This window comes from Paenibacillus sonchi (genome assembly GCF_016772475.1).
Classification (GTDB): domain Bacteria; phylum Bacillota; class Bacilli; order Paenibacillales; family Paenibacillaceae; genus Paenibacillus_AQ; species Paenibacillus_AQ sonchi.
Genome location: NZ_CP068595.1, coordinates 6,772,629 through 6,796,310 on the forward strand (window position 1 = coordinate 6,772,629; position 23,682 = coordinate 6,796,310).

Consider the following 23,682-nt stretch of genomic DNA (forward strand, 5'->3'; position numbering starts at 1 on the left):
TAGAATATATTTAATAATATTTAACTTTATGAAAGGAAGTTTCGCATGAAGATTAATGACCGTATTTTTTGGACTCCAAGCAACCGGAACATGCTGCTGTTCTTTACGGGCAAACTGGCATCTGTCCTGGGCTCCGGAATGTATACCTTCGTTGTAGGATTATATATTCTGAAGCTCACAGGCTCCGGGGGAAGCTTTGCGGTTACGATGGTCTGCGGGCTGCTGCCCCGGATTCTGCTTGCGCCCTTCGCCGGCGTAACCGCTGACCGGATGAACCGCCGCAAGCTGCTGATCTGCTCTGATCTTGCCGCCGTCCTGACGCTTCTGCTGGCCTTTCTGACCGTCTCCCTGGGAGGTGTGTCTCTGCTCCCTGTCTATGCGTCCCTGGTTCTGCTGTCCGTCTGCTCCACCTTTTATGGAATTGCCGTCTCCTCCTCGCTGCTGCAGCTTGTGGAGACAGAACAAATCCAGCGTGCCGGGTCGCTCAATCAAATCGCCGGCTCCATCGGCAACCTGCTCGCGCCAGTGCTCGGCGGAATGCTGTACGCCATGGTCCCCCTCAAGCTGTTCATGCTGCTGAACGCGGCGGGCTTTGCCGTTTCGACCCTCATGAGCTGTGGTTTGCGGTTCAAACCCTCCGCGGCCACGGGAGTACAGACTGGGCTGCCGGATTCCGTCCCGGGAGGTGATGCCCGGCGGGTACAAACCAAAGTATTGACAGAGCTGCGGAGCAGCCTTGCCGGAGGCATTTCCTATGTTTTTAAGAAACCTGTCATCCGCGCAGTAATCAACATCGTTTTCTGGGTCAACTTTTTTGTGGTATCGCTCAATGTTGTAATGCCATTTGTCGCTGTAAAGTCCCTTTCGCTCTCTTCCAGCCAATATGGCACCATTAATGCCATGATGGCGGCAGGCATACTGGCTATGTCCCTGCTTCTGACCATCCGCCGCCAAAAAAACAGCCCCGCCGGCTCGCTGGTCCTCGGCCTGTCCACACTTGGCCTGCTGTTCATAGCTATGGCGCTTCCCATGCTGTTTACGTTCAGTACCACTTCCGCTTATTTTTTTCTGCTTATACTAATGTTTCTTGTGGGTGTCACAGTGATGAATATCAATATCCCCATCCAGGTGTACCTGCAGCAAACGGTGGAAGAAGAATATCGCGGAAGAGTGTTTGCTGTTGTCGAGACTGCCTCAGGGGCCATCGCGCCGGCAGGGATGATTCTGTATGGGATGCTGCTGGACCGGGTCCCGTCCGGTTTCCTGCTGCTGGCTTCCGGCGTTGCGATTGTATTGGTCGCCCTATTAGGACGAAGAGGACTTAAAAACGGCCGGGCGCTGGAGGTCATGCAGAACCGGGAACCCCTTCCGGAGCTTCATGCTTAGAAGCCTGCTGAGAACGACGATGCTGTATGTAGCCGTGTTGGGGTTAGGGTTGTCCGGGGAGGCTTCAGTTCCATTCCCGGGTAACCTTATGTCTCCCCTCTCCTTCTGCAGCTCCAACCCTCCTCTTTGCACCAAACGGCAGCTAAGTGGAAAAAGTCCACTTCATTCTTCCTTTCCTGACCCCCGGCAAGCGTTAGTGGGAAAAAGTAAACTTAATCCGGCCCGTTCCTGCCGTTTTGGGTAAATCCGTTTCAAATAAGTCTACTTTTTCCACCTAATACCTTCTGTTGAAGGCTTTTGAGCCGATTTAGGTTCCCTAATTCCACTTCACTCGCCTGCAGCAACCCGTGCGATCCTCCTTTCTAAGATTTCGCTGTCCCTTTTATACAGTAGAACCCACTTTTGTAGAGTGGAACAATCAAAAGCAAAGACGAAAAGCACACGGCAATGAATCTGCCGTGTGCCTTCTTTTACTGTATCGGGTTGTTCCTACTCCTTGCGGTTTCTGAATACCCTGCTGAGAATAAACCCGGCAAGGACCAGAGCCAAACCTGCCATATATATAGGCATCGGGCTGCTTTCACCGGTCTGAGGGAGCTTGCCGTCAGTTGCAGGATTAACAGCGGTTCCTTTCGGAACTTCCTCTTCGTCGACTGTCACTCCGCCCAGCGGAACTTCATCGTCAATAGGTGTTTCCTCATCCGTATTCCCTCCGGCTGCCGGTGAAGCAGAAGGGGACGGAGAAGCCGCCGCAGTAGCTGCTGGAGTTACTGCCGGCCCTGCTGGAATCTGCGGCTCATCAATGATTACTCCCGGCACACTGGACGCTGCAGGTGTGGGTGCTGGAATAAACGGAACATCTGTTGACGTTGGCGCCGCCGTAGGACCTGATGTCGGTGCTGGTGATGGCGTCACCGCCGGTGATTCTGACGGCGTTGCAGTCGCTGCCGGAGACTCCGAAGGTGTTGTTGACGGCGTTGCAGTCGCTCCCGGCGACCCCGTTGGGGTCGTTGACGGCGTTGCAGTCGGCGTAGGTGTCGGTGTCGGCGTAGCTGTAGCCGGGGCCAGCTTCGTATTGAGCACCGTTAAGTTGATTGTGGCTGACGAGCCAATGGTAACCGGGTATTCACGTGTATCCAGAGCGTAACCGGCAGGAGCCGCTGTCTCAATCAGTACATAGCTTCCCAGCCATATATTGTTGAACACCGCGCTGCCTGCGGCATCTGTGGTCCGGGTATTGATAAGCACCCGTTCGGAGCCGTTCAGGCGGTACAGCTCAAAGGTCGCCCCGGCAAGCGGAAGCCCGCTGTCTGCCGCATCTAACTTCTGAACCGCCAGAGTCCCGCGTACACCGCTGCCTGTTCCCGAACCGCTGGAAACACCGACGATAATTTCTTTGGTTGTTTCCTGGGTGACCCGCTCTACATTAGTCCCGGTGAGATTGACGGTATTCACCAGCTTTTCCCCTGTATTCGCAACGATCAGAGACTTGTATTCAAGGATATGGGCGTAACTAATATCATGCAGGAAACTGAGCACGAAGCTCTGCTTGCCGCCCTCATCCGTGATGACACGGAGTGTGTAATCAGAATCCCTGACCAATTCGGGTCCGCCTTTGATCAATTCTCCGTTTGTTTCCGCATAGGCAGGATAAAGGCGGAAGGAATCCGGCAGCAGAATCTGATTCCGGCTCGGAATATCTGTCAGTACCGCATTTTTTATTGTGGACTGTGAACGGTTGATTGCAATTTTCCAATCCAGTTTATCACCATTCTGCACACCATTTTTGTAGACATATTCACCCCGTAAGGAATGTTGACCGAGGCGAATAAATCCTTGGATACTTTCCGGGTACCGTCCAGCAGCTTTGCCGTATTGTCGACCTTAGGACCAATCAGTTGTCCTTGCATAGTTGTATTGAACACTACGTAGTATGGTGAGCTTATGGCATCCTTGAATGTAACCTTCAGCTCATTGCCGGTACCGACAGTATAAGTGTAAGCATTCTTAGGAATCTCGGATCCCGGGACGGTTCACCATTGGCATCGATATTCATGTTATAAACCCTGAGCGAGCCGTCCGCCATGATCTGGCCGGAAGTCAGAATATCCGTTATAGCCGGGTCGGCAATCACCTTGCTGTTGTAATTGATTCCAAGGGTCCAGGCAAACAGTTTATATCTGGCATTATAAGCCCCGGCTTTGAAGCCATTGTTCTTCACCTCGGCACGGGGAATGAACAGCCCCTTTGCTTCCGTCCATTGCGCTTTGCCGTCATTGCCCACCCAGTCAATCCGCGCATTGTTCACAAAATTATCCGTATTGCCATACAGCCAGTCATTGCTGAACTCTGTACGGTAGGCGATGGTATGGGTTCCCGAGACTGGTGAGGTGAACTTCACCTTGAACCCGGCATTCGGTTTCACTGGTGAATTATATTCCAGCGTATAGGCAGAGGCACCAAGCACCGTGCCGCTTGCGTTCCTTACGACCACACTCTCCGGAATAAACTTCTGCCCCCTGCGGGAAGGTATCCGTAACAACTACATCATTCATCGGGTAGCCGTCGCCGTTCAGGGTAATTTTCCAGTCCGTTGTATGGTTCTTGTAATCGACACCCGAGAGATTTTTATAAATGATTGCCGACCGGATCAGCTGCGAAGCCTCTACGCTGTAGGTGCTGTCCGAAACTGTATTGGTGATCGTTGTATCCGTGAGTACGCGGTCCGCCGACTTGGTTTTGTATTCAATGCGGAACGCAGAAGAGATATCGTGCAAAAATTCCAGCTTGAAGCCTTTTTTACCCTGCCCAGTTGCTTCAGTCACCGTGTAGTCCACGTTCTCTGACAGGGCAGTGCCTTTTACAGCCGTCCCCGAGGAGTTCAGCGTCACCGGATAGACCTTCACCGAACCCGGAACCAGCTCCTGCGAGTTGTTGAACAAATCGGTCAGCACCCCGCTGCCCTGCGGGATCGCCTTATTGTTGTAGTTGTATTCAATGGCCCAGGAAATCACCTGTTTGCCCCATTCATATTTCGTAGCCAGTTTGTTCAGGCTTCCGCCGCGTTCGATGGTGACGGTGGCAGATGAGCTGACGGGCTCACGGCCATCCCCGGCAAAAGACGCCGTATTTGTAAAGCTGCTCCGCGTATCGCTGACAACCGCCGTTGTATAGGCAATCCGGTAAGCGCCTGTAATGGCAGGGTCCGTAAAATGCACCTTCAGCGTTCCGTCCGTCACTTCGGCGGTATACTTGCTGCTGTCCAGCAAAGCCCCTACCGTGACCGTCCCGTCCAGCTGAACTCCCAGAGCATAGACTGCAAGCGTAACGGTGCTGTCCAGGGCCAGGCCTTCAGGAATCGGGTCTGTAACGACAGCACCCGCTACCCGCTCCAGCTTTTTGTTGACATCGACGGTCCAATCAATGTGGTCCGCATTGAAACCGCCCGAGACGCCTTTCTTCTCGATCGTTGAACCTACCGAAGGTTTGAAGTTCACAACAATGGTCTGAGTGCCGCCGTTGACCGGGAACACAATTTCCTGCACCGTGCTGCCCGAGATCACTTTTTTATCAAATTGGGTATTAATACTTAACGTACCTTGAACATTGTCATGAGTTTCGATGTAGCTGTTGAAGGTCATCAGCACCTGGTGTGTGGATTGGCTGACAGTAAAACTGCCTACCTCCCCATCATCGGATACCAGTGAACCGTTAATGTCATTGAACAGCTCAAATTGCGCGGGCAGCTGGAACGCAAAAGTGTCCCCGTCAACATACCCATGACCGTTAGGAAGCGCCCACGTATAATCCAGCTTCACACTGGAACCAACGTCATACACGCTGCCTGTTACCGTCTGCCCATCCGGCCCATACACAGCCATCGACACACTGGTAATAATGTCCCGGTCATTTTCAATTCCCGCTGCCGTAGCCTTCATGCTGAACCCGATGCTGTACGCACACTGCACAACCAACATGAGTACGACCAAGGCCACGCTAATTCTTTTTTTCACCATACTTAAAAAGCCCCCATTCCCCTTGTATTATCGGATTCGCAAAATCCTCTTGCCGCTGCCGAAGACTACCGCCGAACACCCAGGTTAAGACATACTCCGCTTGAAAGCCAGTTATGTATTCCGGAAAATCCTGCGACCATCTTATGTGAATGTTCTGAGTTTTTTTCTTTTCTGGCCAGAGACTGCGATATATACTTATATCACCTTAGTGTAGATCATTAGAATCAGAAATTGTTAAAATTTCAGAATTTTATTTTTGTCAAATATTTCTCGTCTTTCAAGGGGGAAAGCTGTGAGCCACAACACTTTTTTCGACCGGCAGCATGATACCGATTTCATTATGTTCTCGGTTTCGCATTGGATCGCTGTATCTTTAGTCGCATGTTTCTGTGTGATACTCTTTGGCCTGCGCCAGACCATCCGTTCCAACCCGGGACTTAAGCAGTCTGTCCGCCTGCTGCTTGTTGCTGTGCTGCTGTTCTCCGAGGGCGGTCTGCAACTGTGGTACATCACTCAGGAGGTCTGGAAAAAGGGAATTCCCTGCCGCTGGAACTATGCGGGATCACGCTGCTCTTATCCATTGTGATGCTGCTTACCCGGAGCCGTCTGCTGTACTCCTTTCTTTATTTCGCGGGAATCGGCGGTGCATTTATTGCGCTGCTTACACCCAATCTGGTGTATCCTTTTCCCCATTTCCGCTTCCTGCTGTTTTTCGCCGCCCACGGCGGGATTATTCTGGCATCGCTGTACATGACCTGGATAGAGGGGTATAAGCCAACCTGGAAATCGCTGTTCTTCACCATGCTCTGCCTCAATATCGCGGCAGCCGCCGTCTATGCGGCAGACCGGATTCTCGGGGCCAACTATATGTTTCTGGCGCACAAGCCGGGCACGTTTTCAGTATTGGATTATTTCGGTCCCTACCCGTACTATCTGCTGGTGGAAGAGGCGTTTGCCTTTGTGGTATTTCTCCTGATGTATCTTGTGTTCTTCTGGCTTCCGCAGCGTCTGAATGCCCGTAAAAATAAGCCGTGAACACACGCTGCGACCGGCAGAACAACGCAAAACGCCAAAAAGCAGACCTCCATACCGGAAGTCTGCTTGCGGGTAGTAAACGGGAAAAGCCCGATATATTAACAATTACGCTTCGATAATTTCCACCGAAGTCATTTTGTCGCGTCCCTGGAAAGCATCAACCTTGTCCATGCCTTCCACCACTTTGCCGAATACAGTGTGTACACCGTCAAGATGCGGCTGTGGAGCGTAGCAGATATAGAACTGGCTTCCGCCTGTGTTCTTGCCGGCATGCGCCATAGCCAGGGTACCGCGCTCATGCTTGTTCGGGTTGATTTCGCAGTCGATGGTGTAGCCTGGGCCGCCGGAGCCTGTACCATTTGGACAGCCGCCTTGTGCTACAAAACCCGGGATTACGCGGTGAAAGACCAGACCGTTGTAGAAGCCTTCTTTTGCCAGCTTTTCAAAGTTGGCCACCGTGTTGGGTGCATCCTTTTCGAACAGATCCAGCAGCACGACGCCGCCATTTTCGAGAGTAATTTTCGCTTGCTTTGCCATATGTAAATACCCCTTTCGAAATAACAGATATGGAACATGTTTATTAGTTTACTATGAAATGACGCACAAAGCAAAGCAGGCGGAAGTCCTTCCGCCTGCCCTATCCTTGTACATTGGCTCCCGCGTCTGCCGCAGAAAATGACTTACTTCGCTACCGTCTGCTTCGCAATGCGCGCCGGAACAATATCGTTTGCGATAATGTCCTGATGGCTTTCGCGGCGGACCACAAGGTCGCTCTGCCCGTTCTGTACGAACACCACCGCCGGACGGCGGATACGGTTATAGTTGCTGGCCATGGAGTAGTTGTATGCCCCTGTGCAGGCCACGGCGAGCAGATCCCCGCTCTCTACCTTTGGAAGCTCCACATCCCAGATCAGCATGTCGCCGCTCTCGCAGCATTTGCCGGCAATCGAAACCGTTTCTTCATTCGGTTCTGATGCACGGTTGGCCAGCAGAGCCTCATATTTGGATTCATAAAGCGCCGGACGCGGATTATCCGTCATCCCGCCGTCAACGGCAACATATTTGCGCACGCCGGGAATCTCCTTGTTCGTGCCCACGGTGTACAGCGTAGTTCCGGCATCGCCCACAATGCTGCGGCCCGGCTCTACCCAGATTTGCGGGAGCTTCTCGCTAATGCCGGTAAAATGCGTCTTCACGGCACCTGTGATGGCGGCCACATATTCGGATACCTGCAGCGGTGTATCGCCTTCGACATACCGGATACCAAAGCCTCCGCCGAGATTAACCACCGGGAATTCTACACCCAGTTCTTCCTTCACTTTGCGGGTAAATCCGGCAATACGCTCAACCGCCAGCTCAAAACCCTCGGTTTCAAAAATCTGTGAGCCGATATGCGAATGAACGCCCAGCAGCTGCAGATTGCTTTGTGCCGAGGCGAGTTTTACCGCTTCCTGTGCAGCGCCGTTTCCAATATCGAAGCCGAATTTCGAATCGGTCTGGCCGGTGGAGGCATACGCATGGTGGGCATGCGCCTCTACACCCGGAGTGACGCGCAGCAGGATGTTCACTGTGACTTCCTTGCGCAGGGCAATGGCCTGCAGCATGTGCAGCTCCACCAGATTATCGGCTACGAAGCAGCCGATCCCGGCATCAATCGCCATTTCGATCTCATCCGGCGTTTTGTTGTTGCCGTGAAAATGGATGCGTTCAGCCGGAAATCCCGCCTGCAGCGCGGTGTACAGCTCACCGTCGGACACAACGTCCAGCGATAGTCCTTCCTCGTCAGCCAAACGGCACATTGCCATTACTGAGAAGGCTTTGCTGGCGTAGGCAACCTGGAACCCGAGACCGGATGCGGTAAAAGCCTCCATGTACTCGCGGCAGCGGCGGCGGACTAATTGCTCGTCCACTATATACAGCGGGGTACCATATTCCGCCTTCAATTCAGTCACATCACATCCGCCGATCTCCAGATGATTGGCATCATTAATTCGGCTCGTCCCGTGTAAAAACATTTGCGCAGTCCTCCAATTTCTGTGGAAATTCTTGTTCCACCCTATCTATTTAGTGTATTCAGTATAACAGACAGTGGGAACTCCATTGAATGGACTAATTTGCAGTTGATTTGTATTTTCCTACGATTTGTTTTTCTTCTCCTGAACCGGCGGCATCCGTGTATTGTCCCTTGTTTTGTTGAAGGAAGGCCTAGTTTTGGAGTTAAGCACGGGCTGGCGAATAATGATCTCCCCCATCGCCTTTGCATTAAATGGTATAAACGGCCACATATATGATGAATTGTAGGAGCGGTTCGTCGTGAGCAGGATTACGAGCAGTGTTGTGCCGATCATAAAGCCCTGCACCTGGAATGCGGCCACGGCGAGCAGCAGCACAAGCCTGACAGTCCGGTTAGCCAGCCCCAGCTCGTAGCTGGGCGTGGCGAACATCCCGATGGAAGCGACCGCCATGTAGAGCACGACCTCATTAACGAAAAGGCCGGTCTGAACAGCAATGTCCCCCACCAGGATGGCGGCAATTAGACCCATAGCCGAGCCTAACGGAGTCGGTGTATGCACGGCGGCCATGCGCAGGAGATCGACCCCAAGCTCTACAAGGAGAAACTGGGCGAGAAGCGGAATTTTAGCCATTTTCTGCGGCCCGATGAATTCAAGCATCGGCGGTTTAAGCTCCGGATGGATCACGAGCAGCATCCACAGCGGAAGCAGGAACATGGAAGCAAAAATCCCGATGAACCGCACCCAGCGCAGATAGGTGCCCATAAATGGTGTCTGGCGGTTCTCTTCCGCATGCTGGCACAAATCAAAAAAGGTGGTCGGCAAAACCATGACGCTCGGAGAAGTATCAACGAAAATCACTACCCGGCCTTCAAGCAGATGGGAAGCCACAACATCCGGACGCTCCGAATACCGCACCAGCGGATAAGGATTCCAGCCTCCGCCCACGATCGCCTCCTCGAGCTGCTTGTCCGCAAGCGGGATTCCATCAATGTTCACATCCTTAATTTTATCGGTCACAGCCTTCACCTGGGTCTTGTCAACGATATCGTCAATGTAGGCCACACAGACATCCGTACGGGTCCGGCGGCCCACCTGATGCATCTCAAATTTCAACCCAGGGTCCCGGACACGCCTTCTGACCAGCGCAATATTGCTCAGCAGCGTTTCCGTGAACCCGTCGCGCGCACCCCGCACTACCCGTTCAATGCTCGGCTCATCCGGATTGCGTGAGGGATAGGAGCGGGTGTCCATGATGATAACTTCAGTTTCACCTTCCAGGAAGAAAACACTCATTCCCGACAGCACTTTGGTAATACTCTCGCTGAGGACGTCTCCCTTCTCCACCTGAATGTGGGGAATGTATTCGCCCATAAAGCTGGCCAGCACGTCCGCTGAAATATTCTCCGGAGTGAGATAGGTCAGGCGCTTCAGAATTTCATCGATGATAATATCCTTGGCGAACCCGCTGATGCACAGCAGCGCCGCCCTCTGTCCGCCAAAGGTCATTTCCCGGAACACTACGTCAAAGGATGAATTCAGGCCCATGACCTCGACGAGTGTCTTTTTGGTATCCTCAAGACTAGTCAGGATGTTGTCACTACCCTGCCAGTAAATGATCGATTCCTCCAGAGAATCAGACCTTTCAGCGTCGCGTTTCTTTTGGCGCGGATCTTCGTCTTTCTTCGCTTCAGCCCCGCCGGCAGCATTTTTCCTTGCACTTTTTCCGTTCTCCTCCGGCTGCTCCAGGGTTTTGCCCGCTGCCGCTGCCTTTGGCTGTACAGCGGAAGCTTCTTCATCCTCACCTTGATCTGACTCGTCGCCAGTCTCTTCGTCATCCCCGAACAATCTGGCAAAAAAACCTTTTTTGCCGCTCTCCGGTTCCTGCGCACCCGGCTCTTCCGAACCTTCTGCATCCTGAGTACCCAGTTCATCCGAAGCTTCTGCATCCTGCACGTCCGGGTCCATCCCGCGGTCCCAGCTGAGGCCTCCCTGGCCGGAATCTGCTGCTGCGGACCGGTTCTCAGAGGCGGCAGTCCCGGATGGGCTTTCATCCCCATATCCGGTTGCACCCGAAGCCTCCCCGCTGTCCTCCCCGCTGCCCACGGTATTGCCGGCTCCGTGACCGGTACCGCCGGTTCCGGATTCCGCTCCGTCCCCCTCCGGTTCCTCAGCTTCGTCGTCTCTGAACAACGAAGCCAGGAACCCCTCCTTCTTGGGCGGTTCTGTGCCGGACGCCTTCTCTTCCTCCGCACCCGATGCCTGGCTTTCCTCAGAAGATGCGGTGTCCCCGGCTGCTGAACCGGCCTCCTCTTCGCCTGGCTCCGACGCCTGCTTCTCCACATTTACTGCATCCAGCTCCGCAGCCGCTTCCATATCCTGTGTCTCTGTCTCTGAACGGCCCGTATCCTCCACGGCAGTTTCCGTACCTGTCCCTGGACCGGGTGCAGCATTGTCTTCCACACCAGCTGTCGCCTCCGGCCCTTCTTCCATCATCTCCACACTGTCTTTACCGGCTGTTTGGGTTTTATCTTCTGAAGCCTCGACAGAATATCCGCTGTGAACATACTTAACCACACCATAACCTCCTTCTACTGTTGGTATACAAACCAATCAAACAAAGAGCCGGCCACCTTGCCGCAGACCATCGCCATCAGCAGCCCGAAAAGCAGATGGGTCATACGCAGGCGCTTCGCCAGGATCGGCAGCACATTCAGCACCTCGGTCAGCGCCGCAGCCAGCATCCCCACAAATACCCCGTCAAACAAGCCTACTCCCAGCTCTACCAGCGGCCCGGCAGAAATCCGCCAATTCCAGAAATCAGACATGGTGCCGAGCAGGGAGCCCCCGATCATTGCTCCTTCATACCAATGCACTTTATCGTAGGAGGATGTCAGCTGGGCCAGCCGTGGTACCATGTCCAGTACAATGAAAAGAGCGATTACCCCGCCCCCCACCGCAATGCCTCCGGCAATCCCCAGCACCAGATGCAGCCCCAGCGACAGCTGTGCGGTCATGACCTTTTTCCCCTCTCCGGCCGTCTGGAGGATTCATTGCCATTGTTTTTCATTTTGCTGTACTCCTCGTTGACTACATAGTGGTCAATATTTTTTTGGTAAAGAAACATTTCCACTTCAAGCGGAGTTGGCTCTTCATTCCATTTTTTCTTAAAAAGATGGTTGAAAAAAATCACCATGCCAAATCCGATGCCCAGGGAATAGGCAATTTGAAAGACATACGGATGCTCGTCCCGGCGGCCCGTCAGCATTTCCACAATCCTGACCTGCACCTCCAGCATGCTGACATCCGCATGGAAATTCATAATCGTCAAAGCGGAGCCGAAGAACAGCAGCAGCCAGACCAGCACAAACAAGGCAATGGACGGCTTGCGTGCTTCCACCGGCCCTTCTATCTGCACCAGCGTCCGGCCCTCGCCGATCGGCTGAATGTCGGCCCCGGGCACAAGCTCATGGATCTTGGGAATGACCGTCAGCAGATCAATCAGGATCAGGTTGCCGTCGCTTTGGACAGGGTCCAGCAGCAGCAGTGAATACAGCGGCTCCCTCCACTCCGGATCAGTAATCAGGTAGGCCACATCACGCAGCAGAACACCTTTGCCTTTGGGCACCGTCACCCGGTTTTTGAGCTGTATGTAAATAGCGGGAGCCGAATGGGCAGTCATGTGCGGACACCTCCTACAGGATCTAATGAAAAGCTTCAAAGTCTTATCTTTCAAGAATAACGGTAGTATGGGAGAAAAGGCTTATTTTTACTCTTGAACAACACAAAAGACAGACCAGGAAAATTCCCGGCCTGCCCTCTCTTTGCATTATTAATGGATTCAGCCTGCCCCCTCACCCGGCAGACATCCAGCTTTACGCTGCCTTACTATCCGTTCTCTTCACGCATGATCCACTCACCGTAGTCTTCCTGAGTTCACGTCCCAACGGCCGGGGATTCAAGATTTTCGCTTAAAAATTACTCCTTCATCTGCTTTATATTCCTTACCGCATAGATCGCAACCCGTATGAGCAGCACTGCACTAACCACCAGACCGGTGTAACCGAACAGCGTAACAAATTGCGCGCCTTCCCCGCCGCCGCGGTCCCCCAGGTACAGCAAACCGATGGAAATCCCACCGAAGGCAGTTCCGGTAAAGGCGAGCAATAGCTGAGAAATCCAGCGGGTGATGAACGAGGCATTGGTTTTGTCAGCAAAAAAACCGACCTTGACCGAAACTTCGCCCTTCTCCAGCATGGAAGCCAGATTGTCCAGCCGCCGCGGCAGCTTGCGGATGACAGGCAGCAGCTCCAGCAGTTCGTTCGCGGCCGTCTGCTTCCAATCGGCGGAGCCTCCGGCCGGCATAAATTCCGGCGAATGCTCCTGCACAAACCTCCGGGCTTCATTCATCAGGCTGAACGAGGGATTCAATTGCAGCAATGTACCCTCTAGCGTAATCAGTGAACGGAAAGCGCCAGCCACATTAGGATAGAACGAAAACTCAAATTCGGCGATCATCCGGAACAGGCCTTGAATGAACGCCTCCGAACCCCCCGCCGGATCATATGCCGTCTGCACCAGCAGTTGGCTGACCGCTTGCTCCAGTCCTTCCTTGTCTACATCGGGCCGCGACTCAGCCAGCAGCAGCAGCGATTCCATGACGACATAGGTGTTGCGGTGCTCGAATCCGATCAAGAGCCGTTTCAGCGCATCCTGCTGCAGTGTGCCTAGCCGTCCAACCGATCCGAAATCGAGCAGTGCGGGCGTCCCGTCATTGAGGATGTAGACATTGCCCGGATGGGGATCGGCATGAAAGATACCTTTGAAAAAAATCTGCTCCAGCACGCAATCAAAAATTTGCCGTTGAACTTCACGGCGGTCAATGCCGCGTGCTTCCAGAAGGGCAGTGCCGCTCTTGACGCTCATGCCGTCCATATACTCCATTACAAGGATTTTGGCGTTGCTGGCCTCCTTGTAGACATGCGGAATCCTGACCTTAGTCCGGCTGTCTGCCAGGGAAGCCGACACCTGTGCAAAATTGCGCGCTTCGATCCGAAAGTCAGTCTCCTCCTTCATGGCCTCGGAGAACCCGCGGGCCAGATCCGTAAAGCCAATCTTGCGCGCCCATACCGATTGGTTCGCCGTCCAGGCGGCAAAGCGCACCAGGATATCAAGATCCCGCTGAAGCGCGGCTGTAATGCGGGGACGAAGCAGCTTGACGACAACCTTCTTGCGGTTCTCCCGCAGCACCGCGCGGTGAACCTGCCCGATGGAGGCTGCGGCAAGCGGCTCCATTTCGAATTCGAGGAACATCTCGTCCTTCGGCTGCGGCAGCTCCTTGTTCAGAATTGCCTCCACTTCCGCTGTGGTCAGACGGGAGACATTCTCCTGCAGCTTTGACAATTCATTGATAAATTCGGCAGGCAGCAGGTCCGAGCGGGTCGAGAGCACCTGGCCGAATTTGATGAAGAAGCCGCCGCAGTCTTCCAGCGTCCTGCGCAGCGAAACCGCGAGCCGCTCATACGACTCCGGCGTTCGTCTGGCCGACAGATTGCGGCCTACGCCATGCCTCAGTGCAATGATCAGCACCTGGATATACCGGCGCTGCCTTTGCCACCAGGCCGCGAACCTGCGGAACGGATTCCTGATCCCGCTGCTCCGTTCGCCAATGGGCAGTGGATCGAACATCTCGAACAGCAAATAAAAGAGCATGGACACCACAACCATAGAAACGAGCCATATCCAGCCATCGGCCCCAAAGGAATCCGGATCACGGCCGCGCAAGTAGCCAAACCAGTAAATGGCCGTGGTGGCAATGACGCTGGCGAGAGCGGCCAGAATCTGTTTTTTCAGGCTGATTTTTGTTCCGGTCAACCGGCTGATAGCCATTGACATGATGACGGCCAGGAGAATCAATTGGAAACCCATTGTTCCACTCCTTTGTCGTAAGTCGGGTTATATCAGGTTAACTTTGCCTCTATAGTTATACAAGCAGTGCTCCTGAGGTTTACCTCATTGTATCAGAAGCAGCGGCCAATGGTTTAGATTCAAATCAAATAGATAACCTGCGTCCCCCATTACGCTCAACTGTGCTGCCATCTCTGGGTCTTTGCTGAACAAAATCACCCTGGCGGGTGAATAGCAACACGAAGCTTACGGCCGCAGGGATTCCCCACCGCTCCAAAATCAACGGAGGCATGCTGAAGACGGACCGCCCCATTCCTTCACGATCGATCCCCAGCCGTTGCGGACAGGACAGCCGTTATGGATAGAAGATTCGTCTATTCCGCAGGGCAACGGACTGAGATGACTCTATTTGTCCCCTTTCCCCTTTATTCCAGGCTCCATCGAACGATATAACGGCTCCTGAGTCCGTAACTGCTGAAAAAGTAAGGTTTTTGGCAAAATAAGGGCTCCTCTGTCCGCATCAGTCTGCGGATGGGGCCCAATCCTCCTGCATCACTTATATCCTCTGAGGCTTCCAAGATATCCACACTTTTTTACACTGTATAATTTCCTATACGGGGTAAGTCGCTTCCCCCAAAACATATAAATTCTGATCTTTAAAAAAAATGCCTCCCGGCCATTTGGCCAAGGAGGCATCTTCTTGGTGCATCAGTGCCCTGGGGTCACTCCCCTCAGGCGCTGCGCTGATTCGTTTGGGATAATTCCAGGCTAGCCGGGACAGCCTGCCGGCTCTGCTGGCCTGAAATGAAGAACAGTGCCGTCCAGATCAGCGCAAAGCCAATAATTTGCGGCAAGGTGACAAGCTGGTGGTAGACAACCCAGTTGATCAGGATGCCCGTCATCGGAAAGCTGAGCTCGGCTAGAGTTGCATAGGAAGCTTTGGTAGTGTTAAGGCCTTTGTAATAGAGCAGCATGCTGAGCAGTCCGGGCAGCAGCGCCTGCAGCAGCAGATTGATCCCAATGGCAGCAGATGTGCCCAGGCCGCCATGGATCTGCCAAGGAGCTCCCTCCATGCTCGTAATCACGAACAGCAACGGCAGCGCCAGGATAAAGCGCAGTGAAGTCACCGTCTCGTACTTCATGGAACCCAGCAGGTATCGTCCCATAACTGTAGAACCGCCCCATAACGCGGCTGCTCCCAGCGCCATCAGGCTGCTGATGCTGATGAAGCTGTTCACATGCCCGAAGGGAATGGTCCAGCCGAAGGTCAGCAGGTAGGTTCCCGCCAGCGCGACGATAATCAGCGGCCCGAAGTTTTTGGGCAGGCGTTCCTTCAGAATGACAGCGGCCAGGCCGATAGCGAACAGCGGCTGCAGCTTTTGCAGCAGAAGAACCGCATTGAAGTCTCCGCTCGCCAAGGCCTGGGTGAACAGAATCGTAGCCACGGCAGAGCCGCCCCACGATACAATCAGCAGCGCAGCAGCCTGACGCAGCCGGACTCCCTTCAGTTCGGCGCGGTGGCGCCAGAGCACAGGGGCTGCTGCCAGAAAGAGCACGACATGCTCCAGCAGCACAATCTGTGACGAGGTCAGTGATTTCAGCAGAATAATGCGGAACAGCGGGTCAACGCCCCACAGCGCCGCGCCCAGGACAACCAGCCAGAATCCGCTGCGCAGCGGCGCTGTGCGGACTCCTGAAGATGAAGCAGTAGCTTGACTCATAATTCATTCTCCTTGTCGATACAAACCCTCGATAAGAGACCAAAACCCCCGGGTATCGCCTGAAAAGGGCGTAAACCGGGGGTTGTTTAGGGCAAAGACATCAGAAATAAGCCTGACCTCTTCGTCTTATGATCCTCTCCCATCCGGACTTTACCGTCGGCTCTGGAATGGCACCAGATCAGTTCTTTTCTCTGAAGAGAAAAGAAGTCGCGGGCTTAGTTCGCTTTGAACATCACCGCCGGTCAGGAATTTCACCTTACCCCGAGAATCTTGTATTCCGTTATATTTTTCACAACCTCAGAATAACGCCGTTTGTGCTTTTCGTCCAGTCCCTTATGAAAATATTCACAGTTTTTTCATCAGCCATAGCATTTCCAGGGGCTGACCCCGCTCAGAAATTGGAAGAAAGTATAATCGTTTAGATATAATAGAAATGTATGTATAACTATATTTTTGCTTCAGGAAAGAGAGGCTGCTGTGAAAAGATCCTTTGGTCTGAATCTGCTGTATACTGTCCTGATCCTAATTGTCCTTGCTGTCGCCGGATTTATCGGATACTTCATTACTGCACTAACCCTTGGACTGGCCTTCTACGCACCGCTTATCGTTGTCGTCGCCTGCGGGCTGGCTGCTTATTTTGTCATGACGGTCTTCCAGCTGCTCTCCCCCGGACCCGGAATCTGGGCATTGCTGTTTTTGCCGGGCTTTGCCTGCTGGCTACAGCCGGATACGAGCTGAACAAAGCCTATGTCAACAGCTTCGCTGTAGTGGATGACCGGGAGGTTGACCTTACGCAGTACAAGCCGTTCGACGCCCTCTCCAAGGCCGCGGTTCTGGAGCATCCCGCATCCTACCATATCCATGACCAGCTTCCGCGTCTGGATGGAGCAACGGCGCTTTACCCGCTCTATTCCGCTTTTGTGCAGGCGGTGTACCCGGAAGACAATTACGATCCCTATGAAATTAATGATCAGAACATCGTTATATGCTCCTCCACCGCCTTCGCTTACAAACGGCTGATTGCCGGGGACAGTGACATTATTTTCGCCGCAGCCCCCTCGCCCGTCCAGCAAAAAGAGGCCAAGCGGGCGGGCAAAGAGCTGAAGCTCACGCCGATCGGACGCGAAGCGTTTGTCTTTTTTGTCAACAAACGCAACCCGGTGTCTTCCCTGAGCACAGATCAGGTGAAAGACATTTATTCCGGCAAAGTGAGGAACTGGAAAGAGGTTGGCGGTAAACATGAACGCATCCGGGCCTTTCAGCGGGACGAGGGCAGCGGCAGCCAGACCATGCTGGAGAAAATCATGGCTGGGCGAACGCTGATGTCACCCCCGCAGGAGGATGTGATGGATTTGATGAGCGGCATCATCAGCCAGACCTCCGACTACCGCAACTTCAAAAATGCGCTGGGCTTCAGCTTTTTGTTCTATGCCTCGGAGATGAATGCAAATCATCACATCAAGCTGCTGGCCATCGATGGTGTACAGCCTGACAAAGAGAGCATACGCAGCGGAAAATATCCGATGACCACCGAATTTTATGCCGTAACCGCAGGAAGCGTGAATCCGAATGTCCAGCCGTTTCTGGACTGGATGCAGTCGGCCGAGGGGCAGGAGCTGGTAGAGAAGACGGGGTATACTTCATTGAAGTAGACTGATTTGTGGAATGAAGAAGGAAAGGCGCTTTTGGCTCCAAATCAAGAAATCTGCTGCACGAAATGCAGCAGAATGTGATTCGCCGCAGAACCTCTCAGCTTTCTATTGTACAAAGTGCAATCAACTGGTGTACAAAGTGCAATCAACCGGAAATTAATCCTTCAAAAATACCCGCCTGCTCTCCGACCTCATGGTAATCAATCAGCCCCGTGAATCGCTGGTCCCGGCGGAAAAAACCTTAGGCCAATTGGCCTGCGCAGCAAACAAACGCCGGCGTTTGTCCGCATCCGGGTCCTGCACCACCCGCGTCTCTCCGTCAAAGATTAGGGTTGCACGCGAGTCCGTTCTGTACTGCGGCCATTCCAGGTTAGCAAGGGAAGGGTTCCCGTGATGCGCAAACGCCGTCCAGGTCTTCTGCATCACCTCGGACAGCCTTTGCATTTCCGGCGTAACCGTCAAGCCGTATTGCTTCAGCAGATGCAGGTTGCCGAACACGTACAGAATTTCAGCGCCGTGAACCGCCTTTTCCAGCAGCGGGTGGCCTTCAACCGTCCAGTCGAAGCGGTACATCCACACAGGTGCTGCCGCAGACTGGCTCTCTGCGAAGGCAATTGAGCTGCCCCAGAAAAAAGGTCGGTCAGAAACGCTGCCTGTCCCTCCCAGGACTTCGGGTAACCGCCGGCAAGCTCTGCCAGATCGTCAATGCCCATCAGCAGCTCCAGCGATTTCAGTGACTGCTCGAAGCTCTCGCCCGGGCGTTCTTCCCGGAAGAACAGGTTCCCTTCATGAAGGTTGGTGCCGATCAGCAGCGGAATCCCGCGTGCCGCTCCGCCCGCTACAGCTTCAGCAGGATCGGCCGGCAAAGTGGCAGGCTCCACGACCGGCTGAAAAAACATGCTGAGCGCTTCACCGGACAGCTTATAGGTCATCCGCGCCGCAGCTGCCAGAATCTGCTCCGCCGGAAGGTGGTCCAGGAGCGCAAGGCCGCTGCCTGGCGCAAGCCCCAGCTCAGCCAGCAGTGCGGCACCGATCTCCAGAGCCTGCTGCGGCGGCAGGCTCTGGGCGGCACCGCTCTCCATGATCGCGCCTGCGAACAGGCCGCCCGCAGCAGGCATCGCCAGCAGTGCAGCGATGCTCATGCTGCCTGCGGATTCCCCAAAGACGGTAACGCGCTGCGGATTCCCCCCAAAGGCGGCAATATTGCCCTGTACCCATTCCAGGGCGGCAATCTGGTCCAGGAGGCCTGCATTGGAGGCGAGGTCTCCGCCAAATGGGGACAGGTGCAGAAATCCGAACGGCCCCAGCCGGTAATTCACCGTAACCAGAACAACCTTGCCATTACGGGCCATGCAGGCACCGTCGAACATCGGCTGGCTTCCAGCGCCGGTCACAAAGGTCCCTCCGTGTATCCAGACCATCACCGGCAGGCTCTCCCCGGCTTCGGCAGGCGACCAGACATTCAGGTATAGACAGTCTTCAGAATATTCCGGAGATAATCCGCCAAACCGGGTGCTGCTGGTGCTCACGGGCTGATGGCTGACCGGACTGAACGCCAGCGCCTCTCTGACGGAATCCCACGGCTGCGGCGGCTGTGGTGCACGAAACCGCAGCTTCCCGACTGGCGGAGCGGCAAAAGGAATCCCGCGCCACACCTTTACGCCCCCCTCCTCCGTCCCTTGCAGCTTTCCATATAAAGTAGTGACCAGTGTTGCTGTCATATCTATCTACCTCTTCCCGTTATTCCTTGGTTTCTTCAATTTGTTTATAGAGTCCCGAGCGGAAGCGGAACCACTGGAAGACATGGGTAACGACCACTTTCAGCACAGCATAGCCCGGCACAGCCAGAATGATTCCAAGCACTCCGAACATTTTACCGGCAAATATAATGACAAATATAATCGTAATCGGATGAATTTTCAGCGTTTTGCCCATGATTTGCGGGGAAATGAACTTGCCTTCAATCAGTTGGACTGCGGTCCACACGCACACCATTTTCAGCAGCATGAACGGAGAAGTCACCAGTGCAACGATCAAGGCCGGAGTAATCGCAATTGCCGGACCCAGATAGGGGACGACCGCTGTACAGGCAGCGACAATCGCCAGCACCAGCGAATATTCGAGTCCGATAATCAAATATCCGATGTAGAGCAAGGCGCCGATACAGCAGCTGACAATAATCTGCCCGCGGATATAGGAAGCCACCTGGCTGTTCATCTCCGACATAACCATGCGGGTCTGCGGCCGCAGTGCGGTCGGGATAAATCTCATCAGATAATCCGGCAGCCTTTTGCCGTCGCGCAGCAGGTAGAACAGAATAAAGGGAGTAGTCACCAAAGCCAGCACAATTTCCGTCAGCGCCCCCACAAAATTCCCGACGCCGCTCACGGCATTGTTCAGAAAAGAGGTCCCCCATGCGGTTACTTTGCTTGTGATGTCAGTGAAATCCGTCCCAACATTCTCCTGAATTTGTTCGAACAGCTTACTGCCGGTCAAGTCGATAAATTCCTGCTGAATCTGGTCACTGTATTTAGGAAAATTATCAATCAGGCCAACCAGCTGGGTGCGGATCATAGGTATTACTGTAAGCAGGATCAGCGTAATGATACCAGCGATAAGCAGAAATAGAATGACGATGCCGTAAGGGCGTCTGATTTTGCTCCTTTTCTCCATCCGGTCAACCAGCGGATTCAATAGATAGTAGGCAATTCCCGACAGCAGCAGCGGTGCGGCCACGGTATGCAGCAGGACTGAAATCGGCTTGAAGATAAAAGGAATTTTGGCAAACACCAGAATGTTTACTCCGATCAGCAGCACAATCAGCAGTGTTACCACGAATCGGTTATTGAGAAAAAACTTTTTGAACTTCTCCGGCCATACCTGCAGCCTCTCCATGATGCCGTCCCCCTTAACACAAATGCCTCTTTGTATGTGTGATTATTTGCACTTTGTATTAGCATAGTCAACATGGGGGCAGCAAGTCAAATTTCGGCAGGTCAGTGAAACCAGGAATTCCTACTGCCCGAAAACTCTGCTTAAGTACTTAAACGCTTAGTCAAACTTGAGATCTGCAATTTGGCCCGCGTGCTGAAAGCCGATCGACTGATAGACCTTGTTGGAGTCCGGATTTTTGCCGTCCGCATAGAGCACCGGTGTTAACCCTTCGTCCAGCAGCCGGCCGCACAGGGCCGCAACCAATGCGCTGGCATAGCCCTGCTTGCGGTGGCCGGAAGGGGTATATACATCATTAATCCGTGCATGTCTGGCGGAACGATGAGTGATTTTGGCCATCGATACAGGAGTATGATCTTCCGTCCACAAATACAGATTGCCGGATGCGGCATCCTCCGCTGCAATCTTCCAAAAATCCTCCGCCCGGAGCCTTTCGCCAAACGCATCCTTCATGAACCCGGCCATAAAACCGGCAATCACCGGAACATGCTCAGCCTTGGCCTGCTCCAGGCTCCCCCTGACTTCAGCAGGCTTCCGCACCATCTGGCACTGATAGGCCTCCAGCATCATATGCGTATGGTAGAGCTTGCCCTGGCCTCCGCAAAAAACCTCCGCAAACATCTTCGCCGTCTCAGGCTGTGCAGAAATGCCCGGAAATTCATAAGTCCGCACCCATTCCGCCAGCTGCTGCACCAGTTTGATCTGCTGTCCTTCGTCAAGTTCTCCAGATACCCACAGCCAGGGATTATGTCCCTGGGATTGCGCAAAAATCAGCTTGCGGTCTGCGGTGGTCAGCCGGATCGCTTCGGGATATTCGGTAATCCGGTGGATCAGATTATACCGTACTTCCTCCTGCTTGAACGCCTCACTTTGCAGCACCATATCCCCTGTCTCAAAGCTCACAAACATCACGGTTCCCCCTTAATTTTCCTGTTCCTCTCAATCATAGACCCCCCTTCTGCAAAAATAAATAGCCCGCCGCCAATGGATTTCCGGCAGCAGGCTGTTCCTGTCTGTGTTCATACGGGGGAGGGATTTATGCATCGTTCCCCGCCCCCGCTCCCTTTTTCATTTTTTCTTTTTACCCTTGGCGCCTTTTCCGGTCTGTGCCTGCAGCCCGCCATCGTAGGTATAGAGGATATGATCTTCAAGCTGCTTCCCTTTGAGCATCTTCCGCACCAGTTTTTTACCTGCCTTGGGCGTCATCTCCCTATACCAGACGCCTTCCGGATAAGCGATCACAATACAGGCATCCGAGCATCTCCCGTTGCATTCGGTCACGGTGGTATGTATTTTGCTTGCAGCCCCTTGCTTCTCAATCTCATCCTCAATGGCTTCCGCCACTTCTTCGCCTGCATTCTTCCTGCAGCTGCTGCCGCCGCAGATCAGCAGATGGCTGAGCGTGCCTTGCAAATTCCAGGTCGTCATGACTGCCGCGCCCCCTTCTGAACACTTATACCCCGTTTACGGATCATTCTAAACTCTAGTGATTCCTTGGGGGACCGTCAAGTCGCGTGGTTTGGGGTTCCGCCTTAAATCCTCCTCCCGGAATGTTGGTTATCCGTCTCAGGGATGGGGATAATACCGTTAACCCGCCAGATCTGCAAGGGCTTATCCTTGATTATCAGAAAGAAGAAGGAGAACAACACCCATGAAAATCCTTTTGATTTACGCTATGCTTATCATCCTGGGCTTATCCATGGTGATTTCGGTAGATTGGTTAACCGGAACCCCATTCTCCCAGTCATTCAACTTCCTCACCAAAATCTTTATTACTACAACCTTCCAGGAACTGGTGGTGATTATTATATTTCTTGTTCTTCCGGTGATCCAAGTAGCCGTGGAGGCTGGCAAAAAGAAGAAGAAGCACAGCCACTAAGGCTGCCTGTACCAGCCAAACCGCTTTCGGATGAGGTGGACAAGAAACAGCAGAATCGGTACAACCGCACAAAGGACAGAGAGGAAGTACTTCAAAAACACTTTCCCCTCATTTAAATGGCTGGTGTAATTCTCCGCACTGATAAACGAGGTGAACAATACAATGACTCCTACAGGCACAACCAGCCTTCGGTAATCTTTAACCTTGAACAGATCCGCTGTGATCACTGTCGCCGCAAAACAATAAATGGACATTTTAAAGAACACCCCGATAATCAGGGTCAGAATCACAAGCGCATCCAGACGCTGGATAAAATCAGCAACGTTCACCAGCGTTATTGTTGTATAAATAGGAAAAGCTGCTCTGCTGTAAATGTCCATTCCGAGAACGGAGATTTCAATCGCATGGGTGAAGCAGAGCAGAAATCCGCTTAGAATAATCGCGGTGATGCCCATTTTTCCCGATATTCCGGATTTCTTTAAATAAGGTAGAACCGTTGTGAAGCATACCAGTTCGCCAAAGGGGAATATCCAGATGTTCGGATACGCGGAAGTCAAGGCATCCATCCAATCCTTGTAGTGCAAGGGGAACAGATTCTTAAAATCAACCAGGCCCGCCATAATCACCACTCCATTGCACACCAGGCCCATGATCATCATCATCCAAAAGTAAATCTCTGCGGTTCTGGCAAACACCTCAATTCCCTTGTTCAGAATATACATAACAGCAATGACCATAATCGAATTAATGATCAGGATCGGCGTTCTATCGTAGGAGGCCGAGATCAGGAGATCTCCCGCCTCCCGCAAATTTCTGGAGCCGTTGAACATCAGCACCGGAATATACAGCAGGCTTAGCGGCCAGCCGATATATTTGCCAAGTATTTTCCGGGTATAGCCGCTGATGATCAAATTCGGAAATTGGCGGTAGAGATCATTGTAGATCAGATACAGCAGAACCCCACCGGGCAGGGCCATCAGAATCGACAGCCATACCGCATGGCCGCTCTCCAGTCCAATGGGAATCACTATAGCGGTTCCCATTTCAAACAGCACAATCATAGCAAATATTTGACTGGGGCCGATGACCTCTTTTTTCATATCGCAGTCTCCCTGTCCTATT

The 23,682-nt window shown here is 53.2% G+C and carries 19 protein-coding genes, 2 pseudogenes and 1 riboswitch; of the genes and pseudogenes, 6 read left to right on the plus strand and 15 right to left on the minus strand.

All coding sequences use genetic code 11. The annotated features are described in order from the left end of the window. Nucleotides 1-45: 45 nt before the first annotated feature. Nucleotides 46-1,386, plus strand: coding sequence for an MFS transporter (locus tag JI735_RS30490; protein ID WP_039836123.1), 1,341 nt, complete (start codon nucleotides 46-48; stop codon nucleotides 1,384-1,386). Nucleotides 1,387-1,875: 489 nt separating this feature from the next. Here the strand turns inward: JI735_RS30490 and JI735_RS30495 are convergent, their stop codons facing one another. From JI735_RS30495 to JI735_RS30505, 3 genes are all read right to left on the minus strand, one after another. After that, entirely contained in the window at nucleotides 1,876-3,228 is a 1,353-nt protein-coding gene (locus JI735_RS30495; protein ID WP_325175644.1) for a SpaA isopeptide-forming pilin-related protein, read from the minus strand. A 124-nt stretch (nucleotides 3,229-3,352) separates the two neighbouring features. Continuing rightward, on the minus strand, nucleotides 3,353-3,880 hold the full coding sequence (locus tag JI735_RS30500) for a collagen binding domain-containing protein (RefSeq protein WP_202676741.1): 528 nt from the start codon (nucleotides 3,878-3,880) through the stop codon (nucleotides 3,353-3,355). After that, nucleotides 3,819-5,402: a collagen binding domain-containing protein gene (locus tag JI735_RS30505; RefSeq protein WP_202676742.1), complete on the minus strand. Its 1,584-nt coding sequence runs from the start codon at nucleotides 5,400-5,402 to the stop codon at nucleotides 3,819-3,821. The genes JI735_RS30500 and JI735_RS30505 overlap by 62 nt, the downstream gene beginning before the upstream one ends. 340 nt (nucleotides 5,403-5,742) lie before the next feature. Between JI735_RS30505 and JI735_RS30510 the strand changes: the two are divergent. After that, nucleotides 5,743-6,437: pseudogene (locus tag JI735_RS30510) on the plus strand (YwaF family protein). Between the two features lie 105 nt (nucleotides 6,438-6,542). Here the strand turns inward: JI735_RS30510 and JI735_RS30515 are convergent. The 6 genes from JI735_RS30515 to JI735_RS30540 form a co-directional block, all read right to left on the minus strand. Beyond that, nucleotides 6,543-6,974, minus strand: coding sequence for a peptidylprolyl isomerase (locus tag JI735_RS30515; protein WP_020427255.1), 432 nt, complete (start codon nucleotides 6,972-6,974; stop codon nucleotides 6,543-6,545). Between the two features lie 143 nt (nucleotides 6,975-7,117). Next, nucleotides 7,118-8,452, minus strand: a complete 1,335-nt coding sequence (gene lysA / locus JI735_RS30520; RefSeq protein ID WP_202676743.1) for a diaminopimelate decarboxylase — start codon at nucleotides 8,450-8,452, stop codon at nucleotides 7,118-7,120. Between the two features lie 120 nt (nucleotides 8,453-8,572). Further along, nucleotides 8,573-10,198: a spore germination protein gene (locus tag JI735_RS30525; protein WP_039836136.1), complete on the minus strand. Its 1,626-nt coding sequence runs from the start codon at nucleotides 10,196-10,198 to the stop codon at nucleotides 8,573-8,575. An 842-nt stretch (nucleotides 10,199-11,040) separates the two neighbouring features. Then, nucleotides 11,041-11,466: a stage V sporulation protein AB gene (locus JI735_RS30530; RefSeq protein ID WP_039836132.1), complete on the minus strand. Its 426-nt coding sequence runs from the start codon at nucleotides 11,464-11,466 to the stop codon at nucleotides 11,041-11,043. After that, the gene (locus tag JI735_RS30535) at nucleotides 11,463-12,131 is read right to left on the minus strand and encodes a stage V sporulation protein AA (protein WP_039836134.1); all 669 of its coding nucleotides are present in this window, start codon (nucleotides 12,129-12,131) and stop codon (nucleotides 11,463-11,465) included. Before JI735_RS30535 ends, JI735_RS30530 begins: the two co-directional genes overlap by 4 nt. A gap of 296 nt (nucleotides 12,132-12,427) precedes the next feature. Further along, complete coding sequence (locus JI735_RS30540; protein ID WP_039836135.1) at nucleotides 12,428-14,377, minus strand: ABC1 kinase family protein; 1,950 nt, start codon at nucleotides 14,375-14,377, stop codon at nucleotides 12,428-12,430. Between the two features lie 206 nt (nucleotides 14,378-14,583). Here JI735_RS30540 and JI735_RS30545 point away from each other — a divergent pair, with 206 nt between their 5' ends. Continuing rightward, the gene (locus JI735_RS30545) at nucleotides 14,584-14,721 is read left to right on the plus strand and encodes a hypothetical protein (RefSeq protein WP_202676744.1); all 138 of its coding nucleotides are present in this window, start codon (nucleotides 14,584-14,586) and stop codon (nucleotides 14,719-14,721) included. A 366-nt stretch (nucleotides 14,722-15,087) separates the two neighbouring features. Here the strand turns inward: JI735_RS30545 and JI735_RS30550 are convergent, their stop codons facing one another. Continuing rightward, a complete protein-coding gene (locus JI735_RS30550) occupies nucleotides 15,088-16,077 on the minus strand; it encodes a DMT family transporter (RefSeq protein ID WP_039836138.1) in 990 nt (329 codons plus the stop codon). A 127-nt stretch (nucleotides 16,078-16,204) separates the two neighbouring features. Further along, nucleotides 16,205-16,350: riboswitch (FMN riboswitch) on the minus strand. Between the two features lie 204 nt (nucleotides 16,351-16,554). On the opposite strand from JI735_RS30550, the gene JI735_RS36510 reads away from it, so the two are divergent. After that, nucleotides 16,555-16,815, plus strand: a complete 261-nt coding sequence (locus JI735_RS36510; RefSeq protein ID WP_233476126.1) for a hypothetical protein — start codon at nucleotides 16,555-16,557, stop codon at nucleotides 16,813-16,815. 29 nt (nucleotides 16,816-16,844) lie between these two features. Further along, the gene (locus JI735_RS30555; RefSeq protein ID WP_233476127.1) at nucleotides 16,845-17,729 is read left to right on the plus strand and encodes a PstS family phosphate ABC transporter substrate-binding protein; all 885 of its coding nucleotides are present in this window, start codon (nucleotides 16,845-16,847) and stop codon (nucleotides 17,727-17,729) included. Nucleotides 17,730-17,933: 204 nt separating this feature from the next. On the opposite strand, the pseudogene JI735_RS30560 reads toward JI735_RS30555, so the two are convergent. From JI735_RS30560 to JI735_RS30575, 4 genes and pseudogenes are all read right to left on the minus strand, one after another. Beyond that, nucleotides 17,934-19,450: pseudogene (locus tag JI735_RS30560) on the minus strand (carboxylesterase/lipase family protein). A 19-nt stretch (nucleotides 19,451-19,469) separates the two neighbouring features. After that, complete coding sequence (locus JI735_RS30565; RefSeq protein WP_039836141.1) at nucleotides 19,470-20,624, minus strand: AI-2E family transporter; 1,155 nt, start codon at nucleotides 20,622-20,624, stop codon at nucleotides 19,470-19,472. Between the two features lie 156 nt (nucleotides 20,625-20,780). Continuing rightward, complete coding sequence (locus JI735_RS30570) at nucleotides 20,781-21,590, minus strand: GNAT family N-acetyltransferase (protein ID WP_051051900.1); 810 nt, start codon at nucleotides 21,588-21,590, stop codon at nucleotides 20,781-20,783. A gap of 159 nt (nucleotides 21,591-21,749) precedes the next feature. Next, on the minus strand, nucleotides 21,750-22,109 hold the full coding sequence (locus tag JI735_RS30575; protein WP_020426015.1) for a (2Fe-2S) ferredoxin domain-containing protein: 360 nt from the start codon (nucleotides 22,107-22,109) through the stop codon (nucleotides 21,750-21,752). Nucleotides 22,110-22,332: 223 nt separating this feature from the next. Here JI735_RS30575 and JI735_RS30580 point away from each other — a divergent pair, with 223 nt between their 5' ends. Further along, the gene (locus JI735_RS30580; RefSeq protein WP_039836142.1) at nucleotides 22,333-22,560 is read left to right on the plus strand and encodes a YczF family membrane protein; all 228 of its coding nucleotides are present in this window, start codon (nucleotides 22,333-22,335) and stop codon (nucleotides 22,558-22,560) included. On the opposite strand, the gene JI735_RS30585 is transcribed toward JI735_RS30580, so the two are convergent. After that, nucleotides 22,557-23,660: a GerAB/ArcD/ProY family transporter gene (locus JI735_RS30585; protein ID WP_039836143.1), complete on the minus strand. Its 1,104-nt coding sequence runs from the start codon at nucleotides 23,658-23,660 to the stop codon at nucleotides 22,557-22,559. The two genes, JI735_RS30580 and JI735_RS30585, sit on opposite strands and share 4 nt — an antisense overlap. Between the last annotated feature and the right edge of the window lie 22 nt (nucleotides 23,661-23,682).

Coding starts and splice junctions, on each gene's coding strand:
- JI735_RS30550 (WP_039836138.1), bottom strand. CDS start 16,077: ATGAGTCAAGCTACTGCTTCATCTTCAGGAGTCCGCACAGCGCCGCTG.
- JI735_RS30515 (WP_020427255.1), bottom strand. CDS start 6,974: ATGGCAAAGCAAGCGAAAATTACTCTCGAAAATGGCGGCGTCGTGCTG.
- JI735_RS30530 (WP_039836132.1), bottom strand. CDS start 11,466: ATGACCGCACAGCTGTCGCTGGGGCTGCATCTGGTGCTGGGGATTGCC.
- JI735_RS30565 (WP_039836141.1), bottom strand. CDS start 20,624: ATGGAGAGGCTGCAGGTATGGCCGGAGAAGTTCAAAAAGTTTTTTCTC.
- JI735_RS30570 (WP_051051900.1), bottom strand. CDS start 21,590: ATGTTTGTGAGCTTTGAGACAGGGGATATGGTGCTGCAAAGTGAGGCG.
- JI735_RS30580 (WP_039836142.1), top strand. CDS start 22,333: ATGAAAATCCTTTTGATTTACGCTATGCTTATCATCCTGGGCTTATCC.
- JI735_RS30585 (WP_039836143.1), bottom strand. CDS start 23,660: ATGAAAAAAGAGGTCATCGGCCCCAGTCAAATATTTGCTATGATTGTG.
- JI735_RS30575 (WP_020426015.1), bottom strand. CDS start 22,109: ATGACGACCTGGAATTTGCAAGGCACGCTCAGCCATCTGCTGATCTGC.
- JI735_RS30490 (WP_039836123.1), top strand. CDS start 46: ATGAAGATTAATGACCGTATTTTTTGGACTCCAAGCAACCGGAACATG.
- lysA (WP_202676743.1), bottom strand. CDS start 8,452: ATGTTTTTACACGGGACGAGCCGAATTAATGATGCCAATCATCTGGAG.
- JI735_RS30540 (WP_039836135.1), bottom strand. CDS start 14,377: ATGGGTTTCCAATTGATTCTCCTGGCCGTCATCATGTCAATGGCTATC.
- JI735_RS30505 (WP_202676742.1), bottom strand. CDS start 5,402: ATGGTGAAAAAAAGAATTAGCGTGGCCTTGGTCGTACTCATGTTGGTT.
- JI735_RS30535 (WP_039836134.1), bottom strand. CDS start 12,131: ATGACTGCCCATTCGGCTCCCGCTATTTACATACAGCTCAAAAACCGG.